Origin of the sequence: Kitasatospora sp. NPDC001309 (assembly GCF_042896295.1) — a bacterium.
Lineage (GTDB): Bacteria > Actinomycetota > Actinomycetes > Streptomycetales > Streptomycetaceae > Kitasatospora.
The window spans coordinates 125,384-143,693 of sequence record NZ_JBIAXC010000015.1; the positions used below are offsets into that span (position 1 = coordinate 125,384).

14 protein-coding genes and 1 pseudogene are annotated in these 18,310 nt (G+C 72.8%); 12 read left to right on the forward strand and 3 right to left on the reverse strand.

Annotation, left to right across the window (positions count from 1 at the left end; all coding sequences use genetic code 11):
* Positions 1–79: 79 nt before the first annotated feature.
* Positions 80–544 carry a DUF6924 domain-containing protein gene (locus ACFY2K_RS17755; protein WP_387712326.1) on the reverse strand — a complete coding sequence of 155 codons (465 nt, stop codon included), beginning with the start codon at positions 542–544 and terminating at the stop codon, positions 80–82.
* Between the two features lie 176 nt (positions 545–720).
* On the opposite strand from ACFY2K_RS17755, the gene ACFY2K_RS17760 reads away from it, so the two are divergent.
* Positions 721–1,155, forward strand: coding sequence for a hypothetical protein (locus ACFY2K_RS17760; protein ID WP_387712329.1), 435 nt, complete (start codon positions 721–723; stop codon positions 1,153–1,155).
* A gap of 230 nt (positions 1,156–1,385) precedes the next feature.
* Here ACFY2K_RS17760 and ACFY2K_RS17765 read toward each other — a convergent pair whose 3' ends face one another.
* A complete protein-coding gene (locus tag ACFY2K_RS17765) occupies positions 1,386–1,559 on the reverse strand; it encodes a hypothetical protein (RefSeq protein WP_380522797.1) in 174 nt (57 codons plus the stop codon).
* A 263-nt stretch (positions 1,560–1,822) separates the two neighbouring features.
* Between ACFY2K_RS17765 and ACFY2K_RS17770 the strand changes: the two are divergent.
* The 6 genes and pseudogenes from ACFY2K_RS17770 to ACFY2K_RS17795 form a co-directional block, all read left to right on the forward strand.
* Positions 1,823–2,098: pseudogene (locus ACFY2K_RS17770) on the forward strand (PIG-L deacetylase family protein); the annotation flags it as partial.
* Positions 2,099–2,345: 247 nt separating this feature from the next.
* Positions 2,346–2,849 (forward strand): hypothetical protein, encoded by a 504-nt coding sequence (locus ACFY2K_RS17775; RefSeq protein ID WP_380522859.1) that lies wholly within the window; start codon positions 2,346–2,348, stop codon positions 2,847–2,849.
* Complete coding sequence (locus tag ACFY2K_RS17780) at positions 2,819–4,237, forward strand: hypothetical protein (RefSeq protein ID WP_387712391.1); 1,419 nt, start codon at positions 2,819–2,821, stop codon at positions 4,235–4,237. The genes ACFY2K_RS17775 and ACFY2K_RS17780 overlap by 31 nt, the downstream gene beginning before the upstream one ends.
* An 8-nt stretch (positions 4,238–4,245) precedes the next feature.
* Positions 4,246–5,784 (forward strand): VWA domain-containing protein, encoded by a 1,539-nt coding sequence (locus ACFY2K_RS17785; RefSeq protein WP_387712332.1) that lies wholly within the window; start codon positions 4,246–4,248, stop codon positions 5,782–5,784.
* Between the two features lie 62 nt (positions 5,785–5,846).
* The gene (locus ACFY2K_RS17790) at positions 5,847–6,962 is read left to right on the forward strand and encodes an AAA family ATPase (protein ID WP_387712335.1); all 1,116 of its coding nucleotides are present in this window, start codon (positions 5,847–5,849) and stop codon (positions 6,960–6,962) included.
* Positions 6,959–9,826, forward strand: a complete 2,868-nt coding sequence (locus tag ACFY2K_RS17795) for a hypothetical protein (RefSeq protein ID WP_387712337.1) — start codon at positions 6,959–6,961, stop codon at positions 9,824–9,826. Before ACFY2K_RS17790 ends, ACFY2K_RS17795 begins: the two co-directional genes overlap by 4 nt.
* Positions 9,827–9,937: 111 nt before the next feature.
* On the opposite strand, the gene ACFY2K_RS17800 is transcribed toward ACFY2K_RS17795, so the two are convergent.
* The gene (locus tag ACFY2K_RS17800) at positions 9,938–11,026 is read right to left on the reverse strand and encodes an alcohol dehydrogenase catalytic domain-containing protein (RefSeq protein WP_387712340.1); all 1,089 of its coding nucleotides are present in this window, start codon (positions 11,024–11,026) and stop codon (positions 9,938–9,940) included.
* Positions 11,027–11,166: 140 nt separating this feature from the next.
* Between ACFY2K_RS17800 and ACFY2K_RS17805 the strand changes: the two genes are divergently transcribed.
* From ACFY2K_RS17805 to ACFY2K_RS17825, 5 genes are all read left to right on the forward strand, one after another.
* Positions 11,167–12,060: a LysR family transcriptional regulator gene (locus tag ACFY2K_RS17805; RefSeq protein ID WP_387712343.1), complete on the forward strand. Its 894-nt coding sequence runs from the start codon at positions 11,167–11,169 to the stop codon at positions 12,058–12,060.
* 292 nt (positions 12,061–12,352) lie between these two features.
* The gene (locus ACFY2K_RS17810) at positions 12,353–13,336 is read left to right on the forward strand and encodes an ABC transporter permease (RefSeq protein ID WP_375893758.1); all 984 of its coding nucleotides are present in this window, start codon (positions 12,353–12,355) and stop codon (positions 13,334–13,336) included.
* A 1-nt stretch (position 13,337) separates the two neighbouring features.
* Positions 13,338–14,306 carry an ABC transporter permease gene (locus tag ACFY2K_RS17815; RefSeq protein ID WP_387712346.1) on the forward strand — a complete coding sequence of 323 codons (969 nt, stop codon included), beginning with the start codon at positions 13,338–13,340 and terminating at the stop codon, positions 14,304–14,306.
* Positions 14,303–16,474, forward strand: a complete 2,172-nt coding sequence (locus tag ACFY2K_RS17820; protein ID WP_387712349.1) for a dipeptide ABC transporter ATP-binding protein — start codon at positions 14,303–14,305, stop codon at positions 16,472–16,474. Before ACFY2K_RS17815 ends, ACFY2K_RS17820 begins: the two co-directional genes overlap by 4 nt.
* A gap of 67 nt (positions 16,475–16,541) precedes the next feature.
* Entirely contained in the window at positions 16,542–18,242 is a 1,701-nt protein-coding gene (locus ACFY2K_RS17825; protein WP_375893765.1) for an ABC transporter family substrate-binding protein, read from the forward strand.
* Positions 18,243–18,310 lie beyond the last annotated feature (68 nt).

Consider the following 18,310-nt stretch of genomic DNA (forward strand, 5'->3'; position numbering starts at 1 on the left):
TGGGCGCGCGGGAGCGCCCACGGGGCGCGCGCCGCGGCGCCGCGCCCGCCACGGGCCCGGCGGCCGGTTCCGGTTCCGGTCAGAAGGACCGGAAGATGCCGTCCTGGTCGTCCTGCGCGGCCCTGGCGAACTCCTCGAAGCCCATGTTGGCGATGCTCAGGTTCGCGTGGATCTCGTGGACGCCGGTCGGGAGGGTGCGGAAGGAACGGCCGTACCTGGTCGTCACGGCGTAATCCCCGTCCTCACGCCGGACGGCGGTGACCGCGAGGAGCGTGCGGGGCGCGGACCGCATCGTCGTGCGGTCGGCGAGGAAGACGACGCTCGGGTGCTCGCCGGAGCGGACCTCTGCTGCCACCTCGTCGGCAGTCGCGTCCGCCCAGGCGGGGTCGTCGACGAAGTGGACGAGCGACTCGTAGCACCGGTCTCCCCAGGGCTTGCCCAGTTCCGTCACCACCGCCCGCCAGCCGGCCTCGTCGTGGTAGTCGGTGCGGATGACCAGGGCGTCGAATCCGCCGTGGTCGGCGACACCGGGCAACGTCCTCATGGGGGGCTCCCTCCCTCGGAGCCGACCGCCGATCCGCGGTCGGGACAGCTCCGTACGGTCCAGTCTCCCGCGGAGCACCGACAGCAAGGGCAGACGGCCCGCGGAGGGAGTGTGCTTCAACCGGGCCCGAGCTCCGGTAAGGTCAACACCCCTCGACTACAGGATGATTGACGGTGATGCACGTGCAGAGGTACGGCCGAACCGAGCTCGAATGGGACGAGTTGACCGAGGCCGGTTGCGACTACCTGGCCGAGGTCGCCAGAGGCGGCGGCATGACGACCTACACCAAGTTGAACGCGGCTCTGGTGGAGCGGACGGGGCAGCCCGGATTCGACTTCTCGCAGGCCGGGCACCGGGCGGCCGTCGGCCACCTGCTGGGCCTCGTCACGGCAGCCTGCCGTACCGGGAAGGAGCCGATGCTCTCCGCGCTGGTCCAGTACGAAGGGCTGAACGACGCCGGCCCCGGGTTCTACCGCCTGGCGCAGGAACTCGGGCTCCTGTCGCTCGGCGCTTCGAAGGCGGAGAAGGAGAAGTTCTGGACCGACCAGGTGCGAGCCCTGTACGCCGTGCACCCCCGTGCCACCGGCCCGGCCGCCGGCGGGAAGTACTAGGGCCTGTCCGGCGGATCTTGCCAGGCGCGCGACGCCGGGCATCCCGCCTGGACGCACGCCCGAATCGCCCAAGTACGTCCAGTACGAGGCCGACTCGGCGCACGCCCAGCCGGGCGCCCAACGCCGCGCGCTGATCTGCCAAGATCCGCCGGACAGGCCCTAGCGGCGCGGAGGCAGGACCCCGGGGTCCTGCCGGTCCGTTCGACGGCACTGTCCGTGGGCTCCTGGGCTCAGAAGAGGGTGGGCTCTGCCCCGTCTGCCCCGCCGAGTCCCGGGAGGGCGTCCTGCCGGACGACGGCGTCGGCCAGCGGCACCTGCTTCATGCTGCCTTCGCAGAGGATGAGGGAGCGGCGGTCCCGCTTGTGGTCATGGATGACGCCGTAACCGGCACGGCGGGTCGGCATGAGGGCTACCGGCCGTTCGCAGGCCGGGCACTGAACTCTCGGGGCACGCATACGCACAGGTTGCCCGGTGCCACTGACAATGACCAGGGGCGTGCGGATGCGGGCACCGACCCTACCCGTCCTCGTCCTCCTCCTCGGGCTCGGACTCGGTGGTTCACCAGAGGCGCGGCCCGGATCGCGTCGACATCGCCCTGCCACCGCAGTTGTGCCACGTCCCCGGTGCGGTCAACCGGGCCACGCCGCAACCCCAAGAGGAGGAATCCGTGTCCCTGCCCAGCCTGCTCGTCGTGATGGCGGACCCCGACGACGAGTCGCTCGCGGCCGGGGGCGTACTCGCCCAGCACGCCGATGCCGGAGCCCGGACCACCGTCGTCACCGCGACCTGGGAGCAAGGGACCCAGCGCGCAAGGGAGTTGCCCGAGGCGGTCCGGATCCTCGGAGCGGGCGAGCCCCGGCTGCTCGGCTGGGCCGACCACCGGGTTCCCGACTCCGCCCCCGGACGGCCGCGGTTGTGCGACGCGACGTTGGACGCGGTGGTCGGTCAAGGGGCGACGGGCGTCGTGCCGTGGACGCGTGGACGCGGACGGGGGAGAGCTCGATTCCGCCGGGAGCTGACGGGCCGTCCCCGCCAGTACGGGCGTCGACGTCCTTCCGCGGCGCCGAGTGATGAGCCGAGCCGGCCCGGCGGGTCCGGTTGTCGGTGGTGACCACTACGTTCATCACCACAAGCGCTGCCGCCCTGTCGTGGCGCGCTGTCCCCCCAACCCCATTGGAGATGGTGTGCTTCTGCCTGCCTGGGAAGGTTCGAGTACGGTCCGGGTGGTTCCGCCCGCCCGGCCCCGCAAGCTCGCGAAGGTGCCGTTCGTGCAGTTGGCGGACGGTCGGCTGCAGGGTGTGGTGTCCAGCGGTTCGGACATCGGCCGGGTCTACGTGTCGGCCGTCGAGGCCGGTTCCTTCGCGTTCTCGTGCAGCACCAACAACAACCGTCCGTGCGGCGGCGCCCGGGGTGGCTACTGCAAGCACCTGGAGGCGCTGGTCGGCGAGGCGGTGGTGCAGTTCGGCGGTGACCGTGTCGCCCGTTACCTGCGGGTGGACACCGGTACGGAGGAGGCCACCGCCCGGGTCATCACCGGTGCCATGAGCGCCACCCGCCCGGTGAAGGCCGCCGAGTCGCCTGCGGCGGCGGTGTTCACCCGGTTCCTGAACCACCTGGAGTACCTGGAGTTCGAGCCGGTGACCACTCCGCTGCCGGACCTGCACTGGTTCCCGACCACCCGGGCGGTGGCGTGATGCGCACCGACCTCCTCCACGCGCCGGTCGGCGGCCTCGACGAGGCGCTCGCCGTCGTCGACGCCTTCGACCGGGCGATGTCCGACGGCCTGGTGCGGCCCCGGCCGGCCCAGGCCCAGGCGCTGGCCGAGCTCGCGGGGGCCGTCGCGGACTCGCCGCTGGCCGCCCTCGTCGCCGAGGCCGCCGAGAAGGCGGCCGCCGGCACCGCGGACGAGGGCCACCTGCTGGCCCTGGCGGCCGCCCGTACCGCTCTGCTCGGTGCGGCCCACGACGCGCTCCACGGTGTCGTGGGCGGGGCGACCGGTCGTACCACCGCCCTGTGGACGGTGCCCGCCGAGGGCCCGGGCGGCGCGTCGAACGTGCTCACCGCGGTCCGCGCCTGGCTCGCGGACCTGGCCCGTACCGGCTGGCTCGGCATGGACCACGACCTCGTGTCGGCCTCGGCGCAGCTCGTCTCCGCGATGCTCCCGGACCCGCAGCTGCGTCGCCTCGCCGTCCTGCTGGACGGGTTCGCGGGCGAACTCGCCGCGTCCTGCCCGGGAGCGAGTCTGGAACGCGTCCCGGTCCGCCGCTGGGCCGACCTGTGGTCGCGGGCCCTGCTGCTGACGACTCCCGGTGCGGGCACCGTCCCTGACCCGCAGACGGTCACCGGACGGCTGCTGCCGCTCGGCGTCGACCTGCACGAGCACGCGACGGCCGCGCAGGCCCAGGTCCACGCCGTGTTCGAGCCGGCCGACGGTTCCGCTCCCCGCCTGGTCCGGGCGTCGGTGTCGGTCCCGAAGCCGGACAGCGTCCTGGGCGCCGGGGTCTGGCAGCTGCTGCGCCCCCGGATGTCGCTCCTGGCGGCGGCGGGCGAGGGCCGCGCCGTGACGGTGACGGACATGCCGCTCACCGCCGAGGGCGACCTGCTGTGGAGCGACGGCCTCGCCCGCACCGCGGCCGAGGCCGACCCGTTCGCCACCGCCCGGGTCGTGCTGCCCACCGCCGTGGGCGCGCCGGTCGCGCCGTTGGAGCGCCACCCGGTACGCCTGGCCGAGCCGGTCTTCCTGGAGGGCTACACCGCCCTGGAGCAGGACGGGGTGCTGACCTTCGACCTGGCCGGCCACCCGCTCGCCGTCGACACCGACCGCATCCCGGTGGCGGGCCCGCTCACGCCGCAGGCGGTGGCCGCGTCCACCGCGTGCATCGGCCTGCTGCGCTGGGACGCCGGGGCCTTCGTCCTCCAGCCGCTGGCCGTCGAATCCACCGTCAAGCGCCGGACGGTGGGCCTGCACGCCGGTGCGTGGGCGGGCGGCACCACCGACAAGAGCGGCGGCAAGGCCGAGGCGGCAGCGACCGAGACGGTGACCGTGCTGCGCGAGCGCGCCGGCAAGCTGCTGCGGAAGTGAACGGACCCATGACCTCCTCCTCCACCTCCTTCACCACCTCCTTCACCACCACCGACGGGAACGGCGGTGCTCTCGCGGACCCCGAGGGGAACCGCCGACAGGTGCTGTACTGGCAGCTGCTGGCGCGCCTGTTCGACCCGGCGGAGCAGCCCGCGCTGGAGACGGCGAGTCTGGCCGTCGTCGAGGACCTGGGCCTGCCCGCGGGCCTGCTGGACCCTCGTACGTCCGTGGACTCGCTCGTCCAGCGCCACCCCGGCCTGGCAGCGGAGTTCGACGGCCTCCTGGTGCCGGGTGCCGACGCCGACCTCGAAACCGACGCTGACGACGCCGCCGCCGACACTGACACCGAAACCGATGCCGCCGCCGTAGGCCCGGTCGGGGCCCGCGACCGGGCCGCCGAGGTCCGGCGCGCGGCCCTGTACTCCAAGATCCTCCTCAACGCCCTCGCCACCGGCTCCGGCACGGTGACCGCGGGCCAGCTCTCCCGCTGGCAGTCCGACGCGGGATGGCTGGAGCGCGCCCTCGGCTGCAAGCCCGGGGAACTGCGCGCCGGCCGCCACGCAGGCCTCGGCCGTCAGACAGGCCTCGGCCGTCACGCCGGCACCGGCATCGGCACCCCCGGGACCCCCGGCACCCCGGACCTGTCCACGCTGATCCCCGTGATCGGCCCCGAACTCGCCGCCATCGAGGCCGATCTGGTCAAGCGGATGCGCCTGCGCGAAGTCCTCGCGGACAGCAGGCTCGCCGCCCGCCTCACCCCGAGCATGTCGCTGATCGAGCAGCTGCTGCACGACAAGGGCAACCTCGACGGCACCGCGCTCGCCAACGCCAAGGCCCTGATCCGCCGGTTCGTCGACGAGGTCGCCGAGGTGCTGCGCACCCAGGTCGAGAAGGCCACGGCGGGGGAGCTGGACCGCTCGGTGCCGCCGAAGCGGGTGTGGCGCAACCTCGACCTCAAGCGCACGGTCGAGAAGAACCTCGTCAACTGGAGCCCCGACGACGAGCGGCTCTACGTCGACCGGCTCTACTACCGGCACACCACCCGCAAGACGACGCCGCAGCGCCTGATCGTGGTCGTGGACCAGTCCGGCTCGATGGTCGACTCCATGGTCAACTGCACCATCCTCGCCTCGATCTTCGCCGGCCTGCCCAAGGTCGACGTCCACCTGGTGGCGTACGACACCCGGGCCGTCGACCTCACCCCGTGGGTCCACGACCCGTTCGAGACGCTGCTGCGCACCCAGCTCGGCGGCGGCACCGACGGTACGGTCGCCATGGCCCTCGCCCAGCCGAAGATCGCCGAGCCGGTCAACACCGTCGTCGTGTGGATCTCCGACTTCTACGAGTGGCGCGGCGAGGAGCTGTTCGCGCAGATGGCCGCCGTGCACCGCTCCGGCGTGAAGTTCATCCCGGTCGGCTCGGTCACGAGTGCGGGCCGGGGCAGCGTCAACCCGTGGTTCCGCCAGCGGTTCAAGGACCAGGGCACCCCGGTGCTCTCCGGCCACATCAACAAGCTGGTCCACGAGCTCAAGACGTTCCTGACCTGAGCGCCGCACCGCGCCGCACCCGTTCATCCCCCATTCCCACGCCGCAGAAAGGCTCCTGCCCGATGTCCGACATGCTCCGCGCCCCCGCCGAGACCAAGTACGCCGATGAGCTGGACTACCTGGAGTCGGTCGACTCCGGCCCGAAGCCGTCCACGTGGCGGCTGTCCCCGAAGATGATCCGCACCTTCGTCCTCGGCTCCGAGCCCTCCGACGGCATGGAGCGCGAGGTGGCCCAGAAGTGGTTCGGCGAGCGCAGCGTGGTCGAGCGGGCGATCGTCACGCTCGCCTCCGACCGCGGCCTGCTGCTGCTCGGCGACCCCGGCACCGGCAAGAGCTGGCTCGCCGAGCTGCTGGCCGCCGCCGTGTGCCGCAACTCCACCCAGGTCGTGCAGGGTACCGCCGGCACCACCGAGGACCACATCAAGTACTCGTGGAACGTGTCCATGGTGATCGCCAAGGGCCAGTCGCGCGCGTCCATGATCCCCTCGCCGATCATGACCGCGATGGAGACCGGCACGATCGGACGCTTCGAGGAGCTCACCCGCTCCACCAGCGACGTCCAGGACGCGCTGATCTCCATCCTCTCCGAGAAGTACGTGTCGGTGCCCGAGTTGAAGGGCGAGGACGGCACGGTGTTCGCCAAGCCCGGCTTCGCGGTGATCGCCACCGCCAACAGCCGCGACCGCGGCGTCAACGACCTGTCGTCGGCGCTCAAGCGGCGCTTCAACTTCGTCCAGATCCCGGTGGTGACGGACAAGCGGAGCGAGGCGGAGATCGTCCGCTTCCGCACCGAGGAGCTGCTGCGCCGCCACCAGATCGAACTGGACGTGCCGCCCACCCTGCTGGACGTACTGCTGCGCTCCTTCGAGGACCTGCGCGCCGTCGCGACGGCGGCGGGCAGCGACGACGAGCGGCTGGAGTCGGCCCTGTCCACCGCCGAGCAGATCGGCGTACTGGAGGACGCCATCCTGCACAGCGACTTCTTCGGCGAGCGCGCGCTCACCGCCCACGCCCTCGGCTCCTCCCTGGTCGCCTCGCTCAGCCGTCGCGCGCCCGAGGACACCAGCATCCTCACCAAGTACCTGGCCAACACCGTCCACCAGCGCAGTGAGCAGGAGGGCGGCGAGTGGCCGCAGTTCCTCGCCGCCGGCCTGGACACCCTCAAGGCGCTCGCATGAGCCGCGCCAGCACCCGGGTGCCCGCCACCGGCGGGCACCCCGGCCCCGACACGTTCAGCGCGCTGCGGAGCCAACTCGACGCGGCTGCCGCCGAGTTCGCCGACGGCCCGGGCGCCCTGGACGGCATCCTCCGCGGCCTCGTGAGCGACGTCGAGCGTGCCCTGCGCGAGCCGCTGGAGATCTTCCCGGTCTGCCACCACTCGCCGGCCTCCGCCACCGCCATGGCCCGCCACCTGCGTGCCCGGCAGCCGAGGACGGTCTTCCTCGAACTGTGCGAGGACATGGCCCCGTTGCTCACCGAGCTGCGCAACTGCCGCCTGCCGGTGGCCGTCCAGGCCTTCGCCACCCGGATCGACGGGTTCCCCGCCGACTGGGCGCCGCTGTCCGTGGTCGCGCCGATCACCGAGGCCTCCGCCGAGTACCAGGCCATCGCGTACGCGTTGGAGACGCCCGGCGTGGACCTGGTCCTCGTCGACCGGTCCTCGGACCACGTCTTCCAGTGGCAGCCCCGCCCGGACGCCCCGGACAGCGTGGACGGCTCGGACGCCGCCGAGGCCGCGGCGGCCGCCGCCGCCCAGGCCGACGTGGGCGCGGCTGCCCCCCAGGAGGCCGCACTGCACGGCGACGCGGTCGGCGTCGAACTGGGCGACCTGCGGCCCCGCTTCGCCGACCTCGAACGGCACCTGCTCCGCCACGGCAAGGTGCGGCACTGGTCGGAGTGGTGGCACCAGTACGTCGAGGGGCCGCTCGGCGACGCCGACCACGACACCTACCGGCAGGTCATGTTCCTGATCGGCAGCCTCTTCCGCCGCCTGGCGCCCGGAGATCCGGGCCGTGTGCGGGTGGACGAGGACCGCGAGCGGTACATGTGGACCCGCATCCGCGAGCACCTGGCCGCCACCGGCGCCGACCCGGCGCAGAGCGTCTACGTCTGCGGCGCCTTCCACGCCGCCAGCCGGGTCGAGGAGTTCGGCCTCCACGGCACCGACACCTTCGCCGTGCCCCCGCGCACCGCCACCGAGTGGCAGTACGGCCTGATCCCCTCCAGTCACACCGCCATCGAGAGGCAGTTCGGCCTCGAAGGCGGGTCGGTGTCGATCGCCGCCGCCCAGTGGGAGAAGAACCTCAAGCGCACCCGGGTCCAGCCCTACCGGCTCAAGGGCCAGGCCGGTGCCGGGGCGAAGGCCACCCGCGCCCGCAAGGCGGTCGCCGCCGTCCCCGCCGCGGAGGGCGACAGCACCGACAAGCTGGCCGGATTCCTGCAACGACCGCCCGCCCTCGACCAGTTGGACCAGGAGGAACTGCTCGGCTGGTCCGTGGAGATCGTGCGAGCGGCCCGCCGCAACGGCTACCTCGCCTCCACCGCCGACGCCATCGCCGTGTACGAGACGTCCATCCTCCTCGCGGGCATGCGCGACCGCGCCCGCCCGACCCCGTACGACTTCCAGGACGCGGCCGTCACCTGCATCGAGAAGGAGACCGTGCCCGGCCGGCGCGATGTCCGGCGCCTGGTCGAGATCATGATGGGCGGCGACCGGATCGGCCAGGTCGGCTACGAGTCGCTGCCCCCGCTGGCCCGCGACGTCCACGACCGCCTCGCCCCGCTCGGCCTCAACCTCCAGGCCCGCGGCGTCAAGCGCGCGCTGCTTGACATCAAGTCCCAGCCCGACCTGCGCCCCTGCTCCGACGTGCTCTGGATGCTGCGCCACCTGATCCCCGACGCCGCCCGCCCGATCATGGGCGAGCGCACCCTCGGCGACGAACCCAAGCAGGAGTCCTGGGACCTCTCGCTCGGCACCCACCAGCGCGCCCTGATCGAGCTCGGCTACGAAGGCGTCACGCTCGAACAGGTCCTCGAACAGCGCCTGCGCCGGGAGGCCAACGCCCCGCAGGCCAATGCCGCCGTCGTCCTGCGGACCGTGGAGGACGCCACCCTGTACCTCGGCAGCCGGCGGCTCGCCGACGAACTCGGCGCCCGCGCCCTCCAGGTGCTGACCACCGAGCGCAGCGTCGACGGCGCCCCCGAGGTGCTGCGCCGGGTCCGGAAGCTGCTGGCGTTCTACCGCACCGGTGAGCCGGTCCTGCCCCGGTGGATCGAGCGGTTCGCCGAGGCCGGGTACGCCCACTACTGCGCCCTGCTCCCCACCGCGTTCACCGACGAGACGGCGACGGTGCGCCAGGTCGCGGCCATGCTGAGCTTCCTGTTCAGCATGGAGGGCCTGGCCCTGTCCCTGGGCGGGGACCGCGCCCAACTCGAACTCGCCGTCGCCCGGTCCGACCCGCAGGACCAGGCCAAGCGCGCCCTGCTGTGGGCCGCGCGGGTCCACCTCGGCCACCTCACCCGCCAGGACCTGCGCGAGCGCTGCGACGAACTGCTCGGCAACCCGCTCCTGCTGCCCGCCTACCCGCGCTACCTCAGCGGGCTGCTCCACGCGCTGGAGCCGGTGCCCAGCCTGGTCGACCTCGTCGTCGAGGCGGTCTCGCACGCCTTCGCCCGCCTGCCCGACCCGGTCCTGCTGCCCTGGTTGCCGACCCTGATCACCACCCTGCGCAGCGGCGGCGCCGAGCTCGCCCCGAAGCTCACCAAGGAAGCCGGACGCATCTTCCCCGGCCGACTCGCCGAACTGGACACCTGGGTGCCGCCGTGGCTCGCACCGGCGCCCCAGCCGGTCCGGCCCGGCGGCGGCACCGCTGGCCGGGGCTCCGCCCTGCTCGCAGCGCACCCCGCCGGTTGCGACGCGCTCGCCGCCCTCCTGGGCTGCGACGGGTCCTGGACGGCGCCGCAGACCCCGGCGGGCTCGGCGCTCCTCGGCCGGCACCCCGAGACGGCCGCCGCCCTGGCGTCCCTGCTCGGCGCCGCCTGAGCGGACGGAGGGCGGACGGAGAGCGGACGGACGCCGACGCTGACGGCGCGGGGGCGGTCCCGCCGGTTACGGACCGCCCCCCGTGCCGTCGCCACCGGCCCACGACACCCGTCAGCGCGCCGACGGGACGAGGACGGTGCGCTCGAACGGGCCGCCGTGCGAGGCGGCGTACGCGACGGCCTCGTTGACCGCGTCGAGGCCGAACGACCGGACCCGTTCGGGGGCGAGGTCCAGGGCGCCCGAGGCGAGCAGCCGGATGATGCCGACGTTCGCCGTGCGCGGGTACATCCACTGGCCGCGCACGGTGACCGAGTTGCGCATGAGCCACGGGTAGGGGAGGGCGAGGTCGTCGCCGCCGAGCATGCCGACACCGCCCATGAGGACCACGCGCCCGTACTCGCGCACGGTCATGGCCGCCATGCGCGCGACCGAGCTGGGTGCGCTCGGCGGCAGCAGGTCGAGCACCATGTCGATCGAGCCGTCGCCCGCCGCGGCCATCGCCGCGCGGTCGTCGGCCTCGTCCCCGGTGAGCGGGACGGGGCGCACCCGGGGGCCGAACCGGTCGGCGAGGAGGTCGAGCGCGGCCCGGTTGCGGCCGGGGGCGACCACCCGGCCCGCCCCCATCGCCAGCGCGAGCGCGACCGCGCTGCTGCCGAGGTTGCCGGTCGCCCCGCTGACGAGCAGCGTCTCACCGGCCGCGAGCCCGCCGGCCAGCAGCCCGCCGTACGGGATGACGTGCACGCCGAGCGCGGCCCAGCGGGCCGGGTCGTCCCCGGCCGCCGGGGGCAGCGGGTACACGTTCTCCGTCGGGACCCGCATGAGCTCGGCGAAGGACCCGTCGTGCAGGTACCGGGCGAGCCGCGCGCCGCCCTCGCCGCGCGAGCTCCAGCCCTGGAGGGTGATGTCGGGCGTCAGGGCGTCGTCCCGGGAGCGCACCGTGCAGTCGCACCACACCAGGTCGCCGACCCGCAGCCGGGTGGCGTCCGGGCCCACCTGGACGACGCGTGCCACGCCGCCGATGCCGGGCACGACGGGAGGCACGAGGGGGTACTTCCGCTCGCCGCCGAACACCTCGGCCGCGTACGGGGCCACGTAGGAGGCGAGCACCCGGACCACCACCTCGCCGCCGTCGGCCTCGGGGTCGGGCACCTCCCGCACCGTGAGCGGGGCACCGAACCGTGTCAGGACTGCTGCTCGCACGTGTGAGCCTCCATGGTCGTCTTCGTCTTCGGACGCCTTCGTCTTCGGACGTCTCCGTCCGTGCTCGTCGTGATCGACCCTAGGAGCCCGACGGGTATGCGGGAAGCGACGATCGAGCATGTCTGGTATGCGTATGCGGCATGGACGTCTCCAGTACCGGCCTGCGGGTCCTGCGACAGATCGCGGAGTCCGGCAGCTTCACCGCGGCCGCCGCCCGGCTCGGCTACACCCAGTCGGCGGTGTCACGCCAGGTCGCCTCCCTCGAACGGAGCGCGGGCACCGCCCTGTTCGAACGCCGCCCCGACGGAGTGCGGCTCACTCCCGCGGGCCTGACCCTGCTGCGCCACGCCCGGACGATCCTGGACAGCCTGGCCGCGGCCGAGCGCGACCTCACCGGCACCGCCCCGCAGGCCGAAGTGCTGCGGATCGGACTGTTCCTGAGCGCGGGCGCGGGCCTCCTGCCCCCTGCGCTCGCCCGCCTCGCGGCAACCGACCCGCAGATCACGGTCACGACCACCGAGGGCGCCACGCCTGCCCTGGTCCGGGCCCTGCGCGCGGGCTCGATCGACCTCGCCGTGCTGTCCTCCCGCCCGCCCCACCGCCCCTTGGACGGCGAGTCGCCGCGCCTGCACGTCGAGACCGTCGCGGACACCGAGCTGCTCCTCGCGGCGCCTTCGACCGGAGGGTTCGCCGGCCGCACCGCGGTGCACGTCGACGAACTGCTCGACGCCCGGTGGATCGCCACCCCCGCGTCCGGCTCCGAGCCGCTGCTCGGCGTCTGGCCCGGCCTGCCCGGCCGGCCGCGCATCGTCCACTCCGCGCGCGACTGGCTGACGAAGCTCCACCTGGTCGCCGGCGGCTTCGGGGTGACGACGGTGCCCGCCCGGCTCGCGCCGCTGCTGCCGTCCGGGGTGAGCCTGCTGCGCGTCGAAGGCGCCCCGCCCGAGATCCGCCGGATCCTGGTGGCCCGACTCCCCGGCCGCCCGACCCCGACCGTCACGGCCGTCACCCGGGCCATCGTCGCCACCGCCTGATCCGGGTGGGCACCCCAGCCCCCCCGAGCCCCCCCGAGCCCCCCGACCCCCGTGAATGTGAACGGACGATGGGGCGCGATGCCCCTCTGCTGCGGGGGTGTTTCGTTCTCATGTCCATGTCCCCTGGTCACTGGCGCTACGACACCAGTCGTACACAGACTCGGATCCGCACGACCGTGCCGTCCGACTCCGTCCGACTCCCAGCTCCAGGAAGTTCTGCCGCCATGCGCACCTCCCTCAGACCCGACGTCCCCCAGGCGCTTCCGCCGCACCTGGTGGGGAGGTGCGCTCCGTGCTCCGGTACGTGACCCGCAGGGCGGCGGGCTGGCTCCTGGTGATCGCCGTGGCCACCAACGCCACCTACTTCCTGGCCAGTTGGTTCCTCGACCCGCGCTCGAACTTCAAGGAACTGCGCCCGGTCCGCACCGAGGAGCAGCTGTCCCGGGCCCTGGCCCCGTACAACCTCGACCCGCACGAACCGCTGCTCCACCGCTGGTGGGACTGGCTGACCGGCGTGGTCCTGCACTTCGACTGGGGCCGTTCCCCGGTCGGGGTCGAGGTGAACGGGGAGATCGGCTACCGCTCCCTGGTCAGCGCCGAGTTGGTGATCGGTGCGACGGTCCTGTCGGTCGTCGTCGGTGTCGCGCTCGCGGTCCACACCGCCTCGCGCCAGTACGGCTGGCGGGACCGGGCGGCCCAGGCCGTGTCCATGGCGCTGTTCAACGTCCCGGTGTCCATCGCCGCCCTCGCACTGGTGCTGCTGGCCATCCGGCTGAACGAGCAGGCCGGCTGGCACTTCCTGTACGTCGCGGGGGAGAACTCGCCCGACGTGGAAGGGTTCTGGGCGACGCTCGGTGACCGGCTGCTGCACCTGATCCTGCCGACGCTGACGCTCACCCTGACGGGGTACGTGGGCTACCACCTCACCCAGCGCTCCCTGCTGCTGGACGTCATCGGCTCCGACTTCGTGCGCACCGCCCGGGCCACCGGGCTCACCCGCGCCCAGGCGATCCGCCGGCACGCCCTGCGCACCGCACTGATCCCCACCGCCCAGTCCGTGGCGTTCAGCATCCCGGCGGTCTTCACCGGCGCGGTCCTCACGGAGACGATCTTCGGCTGGAACGGCATGGGCCAGTACTTCATCCAGACCATCAGCAAGAACGACGTGCACGGCACGGTGGCGACCGCCGCCTTCGCCGCCGCCCTGACGGCGGTCGGCGCGATCCTCGCGGACATCGCCACCGTCCTCCTCGACCCGAGAGTGCGGGTGAACTGAGATGGCCGTCCCCGTGAGCCCCGACGCGACCTCCGAGGGCGCGCTCGCCACGGCAGCCGCACCCGCCACCGGCAGGCCCGACGTGCCCGACGTGCCCGACGGGCGCTACCTGGGCCGGCGCCGCCTCTACCTGCGGCGCTTCCTGCGCAACCGGACCGCCGTCGCCGGCGTGGTGATCTTCCTGCTGCTGGTGCTGTTCAGCGCGCTCGGCGACCTCCTCACCCCGTACGGCTACGCCGACGCCGACTTCTCGGCACTGACCCAGGCCCCCAGCACCGAGCACTGGTTCGGCACCAACCAGGGCGGCAACGACGTCTACGCCGCCGTCGTGCACGGCCTCCAGCGCTCGCTGGTGATCGCGGTGAGCGTGTCCGTGCTGACCGTCGCCATCGCCGCGGTCGTGGGCGCGGGCGCGGCCTACCTCGGCGGCCGGGTGGAGAAGGCCACCCTCGCCGTCATCCACTTCCTGCTCATCGTGCCCTCCTTCCTCGTCCTCGCCCTGGTCTCGCACCGGCTGGCGGGCGACTGGCGGGTCCTCATCCTGGTCCTGACGGTGTTCGGCTGGATGTCCACCGCGCGCGTGGTCTGGTCGGTGTCGACGTCCCTGCGCGAGCGCGACTACGTGCGCGCCGCCGAGTACATGGGCGTGCGCCCCCTGCGCATCGTGCTGCGCCACATCATCCCGAACCTGGGCTCCCTGCTCATCGTCAACCTCACCCTGGGCGTGGTCTCCACCGTGCTCAGCGAGACCGCCCTGTCGTTCCTCGGCTTCGGCGTGCAGACCCCGGACGTGTCGCTGGGCACGATGCTCGCCGACGGCGCGGGCACCATCACCAGCGCTCCCTGGCTCTTCGCCTTCCCCGCCGGGCTGACCGTCCTGCTCACCGTCTCGATGACCTTCGTCGGCGACGGCCTGCGCGACGCCCTCGACCCCACGTCCACCACCGGCGCGGCAGGAGCCCGACGATGACCTTCGCACCCGCCCGCCGTACCGGGCCCGCAGCGGCTCCCGCGGCCGCCCCGACGGCCGATCCGACACCCGCCCCCGCGCCCGCACCCGTGCCCGCCCCCGTCCTCTCCGTACGCGACCTGCGCGTCTCCTTCCCCTCCGAGGCCGGCCCGGTGGAGGCCGTGCGCGGCATCGACTTCGACCTGCTGCCCGGGCGCACCCTGGGCATCGTCGGCGAGTCCGGCTCGGGCAAGTCCGCCACCGCCCTCGCCGTCATGGGCCTGCTTCCGCCCACCGCGCGCCTCGGCGGCCGGATCCTGCTGGGTGGCCGCGACCTCGCGGCGATGGACGACAAGGCCCTCTCCCGGGTGCGCGGCAAGGACATCGGCATGGTCTTCCAGGACCCGATGTCCGCGCTCACGCCCATCTACAGCGTCGGCCGGCTGCTCTCCCAGGCCCTGCGCGTGCACCGGGACCTCACGAAGCAGGACGCGTGGGAGCAGGCGGTGGAACTGCTCGACCTGGTCGGCATCCCCGACCCGCGCGAACGCGCCAAGTCCTTCCCCCACGAGTTCTCCGGCGGCATGCGCCAACGCGTCGTCATCGCCCTGGCCATCGCCAACAAGCCCTCGGTCCTCGTCGCCGACGAACCCACCACGGCACTCGACGTCACCGTCCAGGCCCAGATCCTGGACGTGCTGCGCCTGGCCCAGCGCGAGACCGGCGCCGGCCTCGTCCTGATCACCCACGACCTGGGCGTGGTGGCGGGCCACGCCGACGAGGTCGCCGTCATGTACGCGGGGCGGATCGTCGAGCACGCGAGCGTCGACGAGCTCTTCCGCCGCCCCACGATGCCGTACACCGCCCGCCTGCTGGCCAGCGTCCCCACTGTGGACAGCGGCGTCGAACGGCCCCTGATCCCGGTCGGCGGGGAGCCGCCGTCCCTGGTCGGCCTGCCCGGCGGCTGCCCCTTCGCGCCCCGCTGCGCGGTCGCCCAGGACGTGTGCCGGACCACCGAACCGGTCCTGACCGCCCCCGGCCTGACCACCCCTGGCCCGACCACCGTGAGCGGGCAGCAGCACAGCCGTGTCGCCTGCCACCGCGCGCAGGAGATCGCCGACGGAACCCTCGACCCGGCCGGGGAGGCCGCCCTCGTACCGCCGGCCGGCGGCGCCGGGGAGCGGACCGTCGGCGAGGTGGTCCTGCGGGTGGAGGACCTGGTCAAGACGTTCCCCGTCACCAAGGGCGCCCTCCTCAAGCGCCGGGTGGGCACCCTGCACGCCGTCAACCAGGTCAGCTTCGAGGTGCGCGCGGGCGAGACCCTGGCCCTGGTGGGGGAGTCCGGCAGCGGCAAGACCACCACCCTGCGCGAGGTGCTGCGGCTGCGCGCCCCCGAGGGCGGCCGCATCGAGGTGGCCGGCACCGACGTCGCCACCCTCCACGCTGCGGTCCAGGTGCGCGAGCTGCGGCGCGACGTCCAGATCGTCCTCCAGGACCCGACGGACGCCCTCGACCCCCGCCTGACCGTCTTCGACCTGCTGGCCGAACCGCTCCAGGCCGCCGGCGCCGACCGGGCGGCCATCCGCTCCCGGGCCACCCGGCTGCTGGACGTGGTGGGCCTGGACCGCGCCATGGGCGACCGCTTCCCCGCCGCCCTGTCCGGCGGCCAGCGCCAGCGCGTCGGCATCGCCCGTGCCCTGGCCCGGGAGCCGAAGCTGCTGGCCCTGGACGAGCCGCTGTCCGCGCTGGACGTCTCCGTGCAGGCCGAGATCATCAACCTGCTCACCCGGCTCAAGCGCGAACTGGGCCTGGCCTACCTGCTGGTGGCCCACGACCTGGCCGTGGTGCGCTACGTCTCCGACCGCATCGCGGTGATGTACCTCGGGCACATCGTCGAGTCCGGCGCCACCGAGGAGATCTTCGCCCGGCCCCGGCACCCGTACACCAAGGCCCTGCTGTCGGCGATCCCGGTGCCCGACCCGGCACGCGAGCGCCACCGCGAGCGCATCGTCCTCGCGGGCGAGCAGCCCAGTGCCACCCGCCTCCCGGAGGGCTGCGTGTTCGTCGACCGCTGCCCGCTGTACCGGGAGGCGGACGAGGCCGTACGGACCCGCTGCCGCACCGAGCGGCCGGCGACCGCCGCCGCCCCGGACGGCTCCGACCACCAGTACGCCTGCCACGCGGTCTGACCCCGCACCGGCAGCACCCGCCCCTTCCCCTGTTCACCGATCCCACCGATTCCCACAAGGACATCCCATGCGTCGGAAGCTCGCTCTGCCCCTCGCGCTCGTCGCGGCCGTCACGGTCGCGGCCACCGCGTGCTCCTCCTCGTCCTCCTCCGGTGGTTCCTCCTCCGCCGGAGGCGCCGGGCAGAACGCCAAGAACGCCGCCAAGGTCGCGTCCTCGGTCACCGACTACAACCCGCAGCCGTACGACAACGTCAAGGACGGCGGCACCTACACCACCGCGGGCACCTTCGACGAGCAGGGCAACCCCTTCAACGTCAACGGGACCCTGAACTCCGTGCGGATCTGGTCCTGGTACAACGCCGACGCCATCACCTACTCGCCCACCGGCGAGGTCCAGTACAACCCGGACTACTACAGCGACGTGAAGGTCTCCGTCGAGGGCGGCGACCAGAAGGTCGTCATCACCCTCAACCCCAAGGCCGTGTTCAACGACGGGACCCCCATCGACTGGCGGGCCATCGAGGCCACCTGGAAGGCCAACAACGGCTCGAACAAGGACTACGCGGCCAACTCCACCGACGGCTACGACCGCATCACCTCCGTCACCCGGGGCGCGGACGACAAGCAGGCGGTCATCGCCTTCAAGGGCGTCAACCCCTCCTGGTCGGCGCTGTTCACCACCTTCCTGCACCCCGAGGCCGCCACCGTCGACAACTTCAACAAGGCGTACGTCAAGACGGCCCACCCCGAGTGGGGCACCGGACCGTACACCGTCGGCACCTGGGATGCCCACTCCGGCAACATCACCTTCGTGCGCAACCCCAACTGGTGGGGCAGGAAGGGCAAGCTGGACAAGCGGGTCTACGTCAACCTGGAGAGCGGCGCCTCGATCAACGCCTTCAAGAACGGCGAACTCGACTACACCTCCGCCGTGGACGCGGAGAACCTCAAGCAGGTGAAGGCCGTCAAGGACGCCGAGATCCGCAGCGGCGGCAGCCCCTTCGAGTACTCGCTGTACCTCAACACCAAGTCCCCGCTCCTCGGTGACCTCCAGGTCCGCAAGGCGGTGCAGGAGAGCATCGACCGCCCGCAGATAGCGAAGATCCAGTTCCAGGGCCTGGACTACACCGAGCCGCTGCCCGGCTCCGCCGTGCTCTACAGCTTCCAGCAGGGCTACCAGGACAACGTCGCCGCCGTGTTGAAGTACGCCCCGGACGAGGCCCGGAAGACCCTGGACGCGGCCGGCTGGACGCCCGGTCCGGACGGCATCCGCACCAAGGACGGCAAGCAGCTCGCACTCGGCTACACCCTGCTCGGCGACGACCCGATCGAGAAGGCCACCGCCTCCGCGCTCACCGCGATGCTCAAGGGCGTCGGCGTGAAGCTGGACATCAACAAGGTCTCCTCGAACGACTTCTCCAAGGTGCTCAGTGAGCGCCGCTTCGACCTGTTCATCTCCGGCAACCGCTCGACCGACCCCTTCGGCGCCCGCAACCTGTGCGACTTCTACTGCTCGGACCGCGACTCCAACATCACCGGCGCCGGCACCCCCGAGCTGGACCAGGAGATCCGCGCCACCGGCCAGATCGCCGACCTCGGGCAGCAGATCGAGGCCGTCAACAAGGTCGAGCAGAAGGCCCTCCAGCAGTACGCCTTCCTGCCGCTCTACAGCGGCCCCTCCACCTACGGCATCAAGAAGGGCCTCGCCAACGTCGGCGCCACCATCTTCTACAGCCCGCTGCCCGAGACCATCGGCTGGCAGAAGTAGCAACCCCACCCGCCTGCGCGTCCACCGCGACCGCTACCGCGACCGCTACCGCCACGGCTACTGGTCGG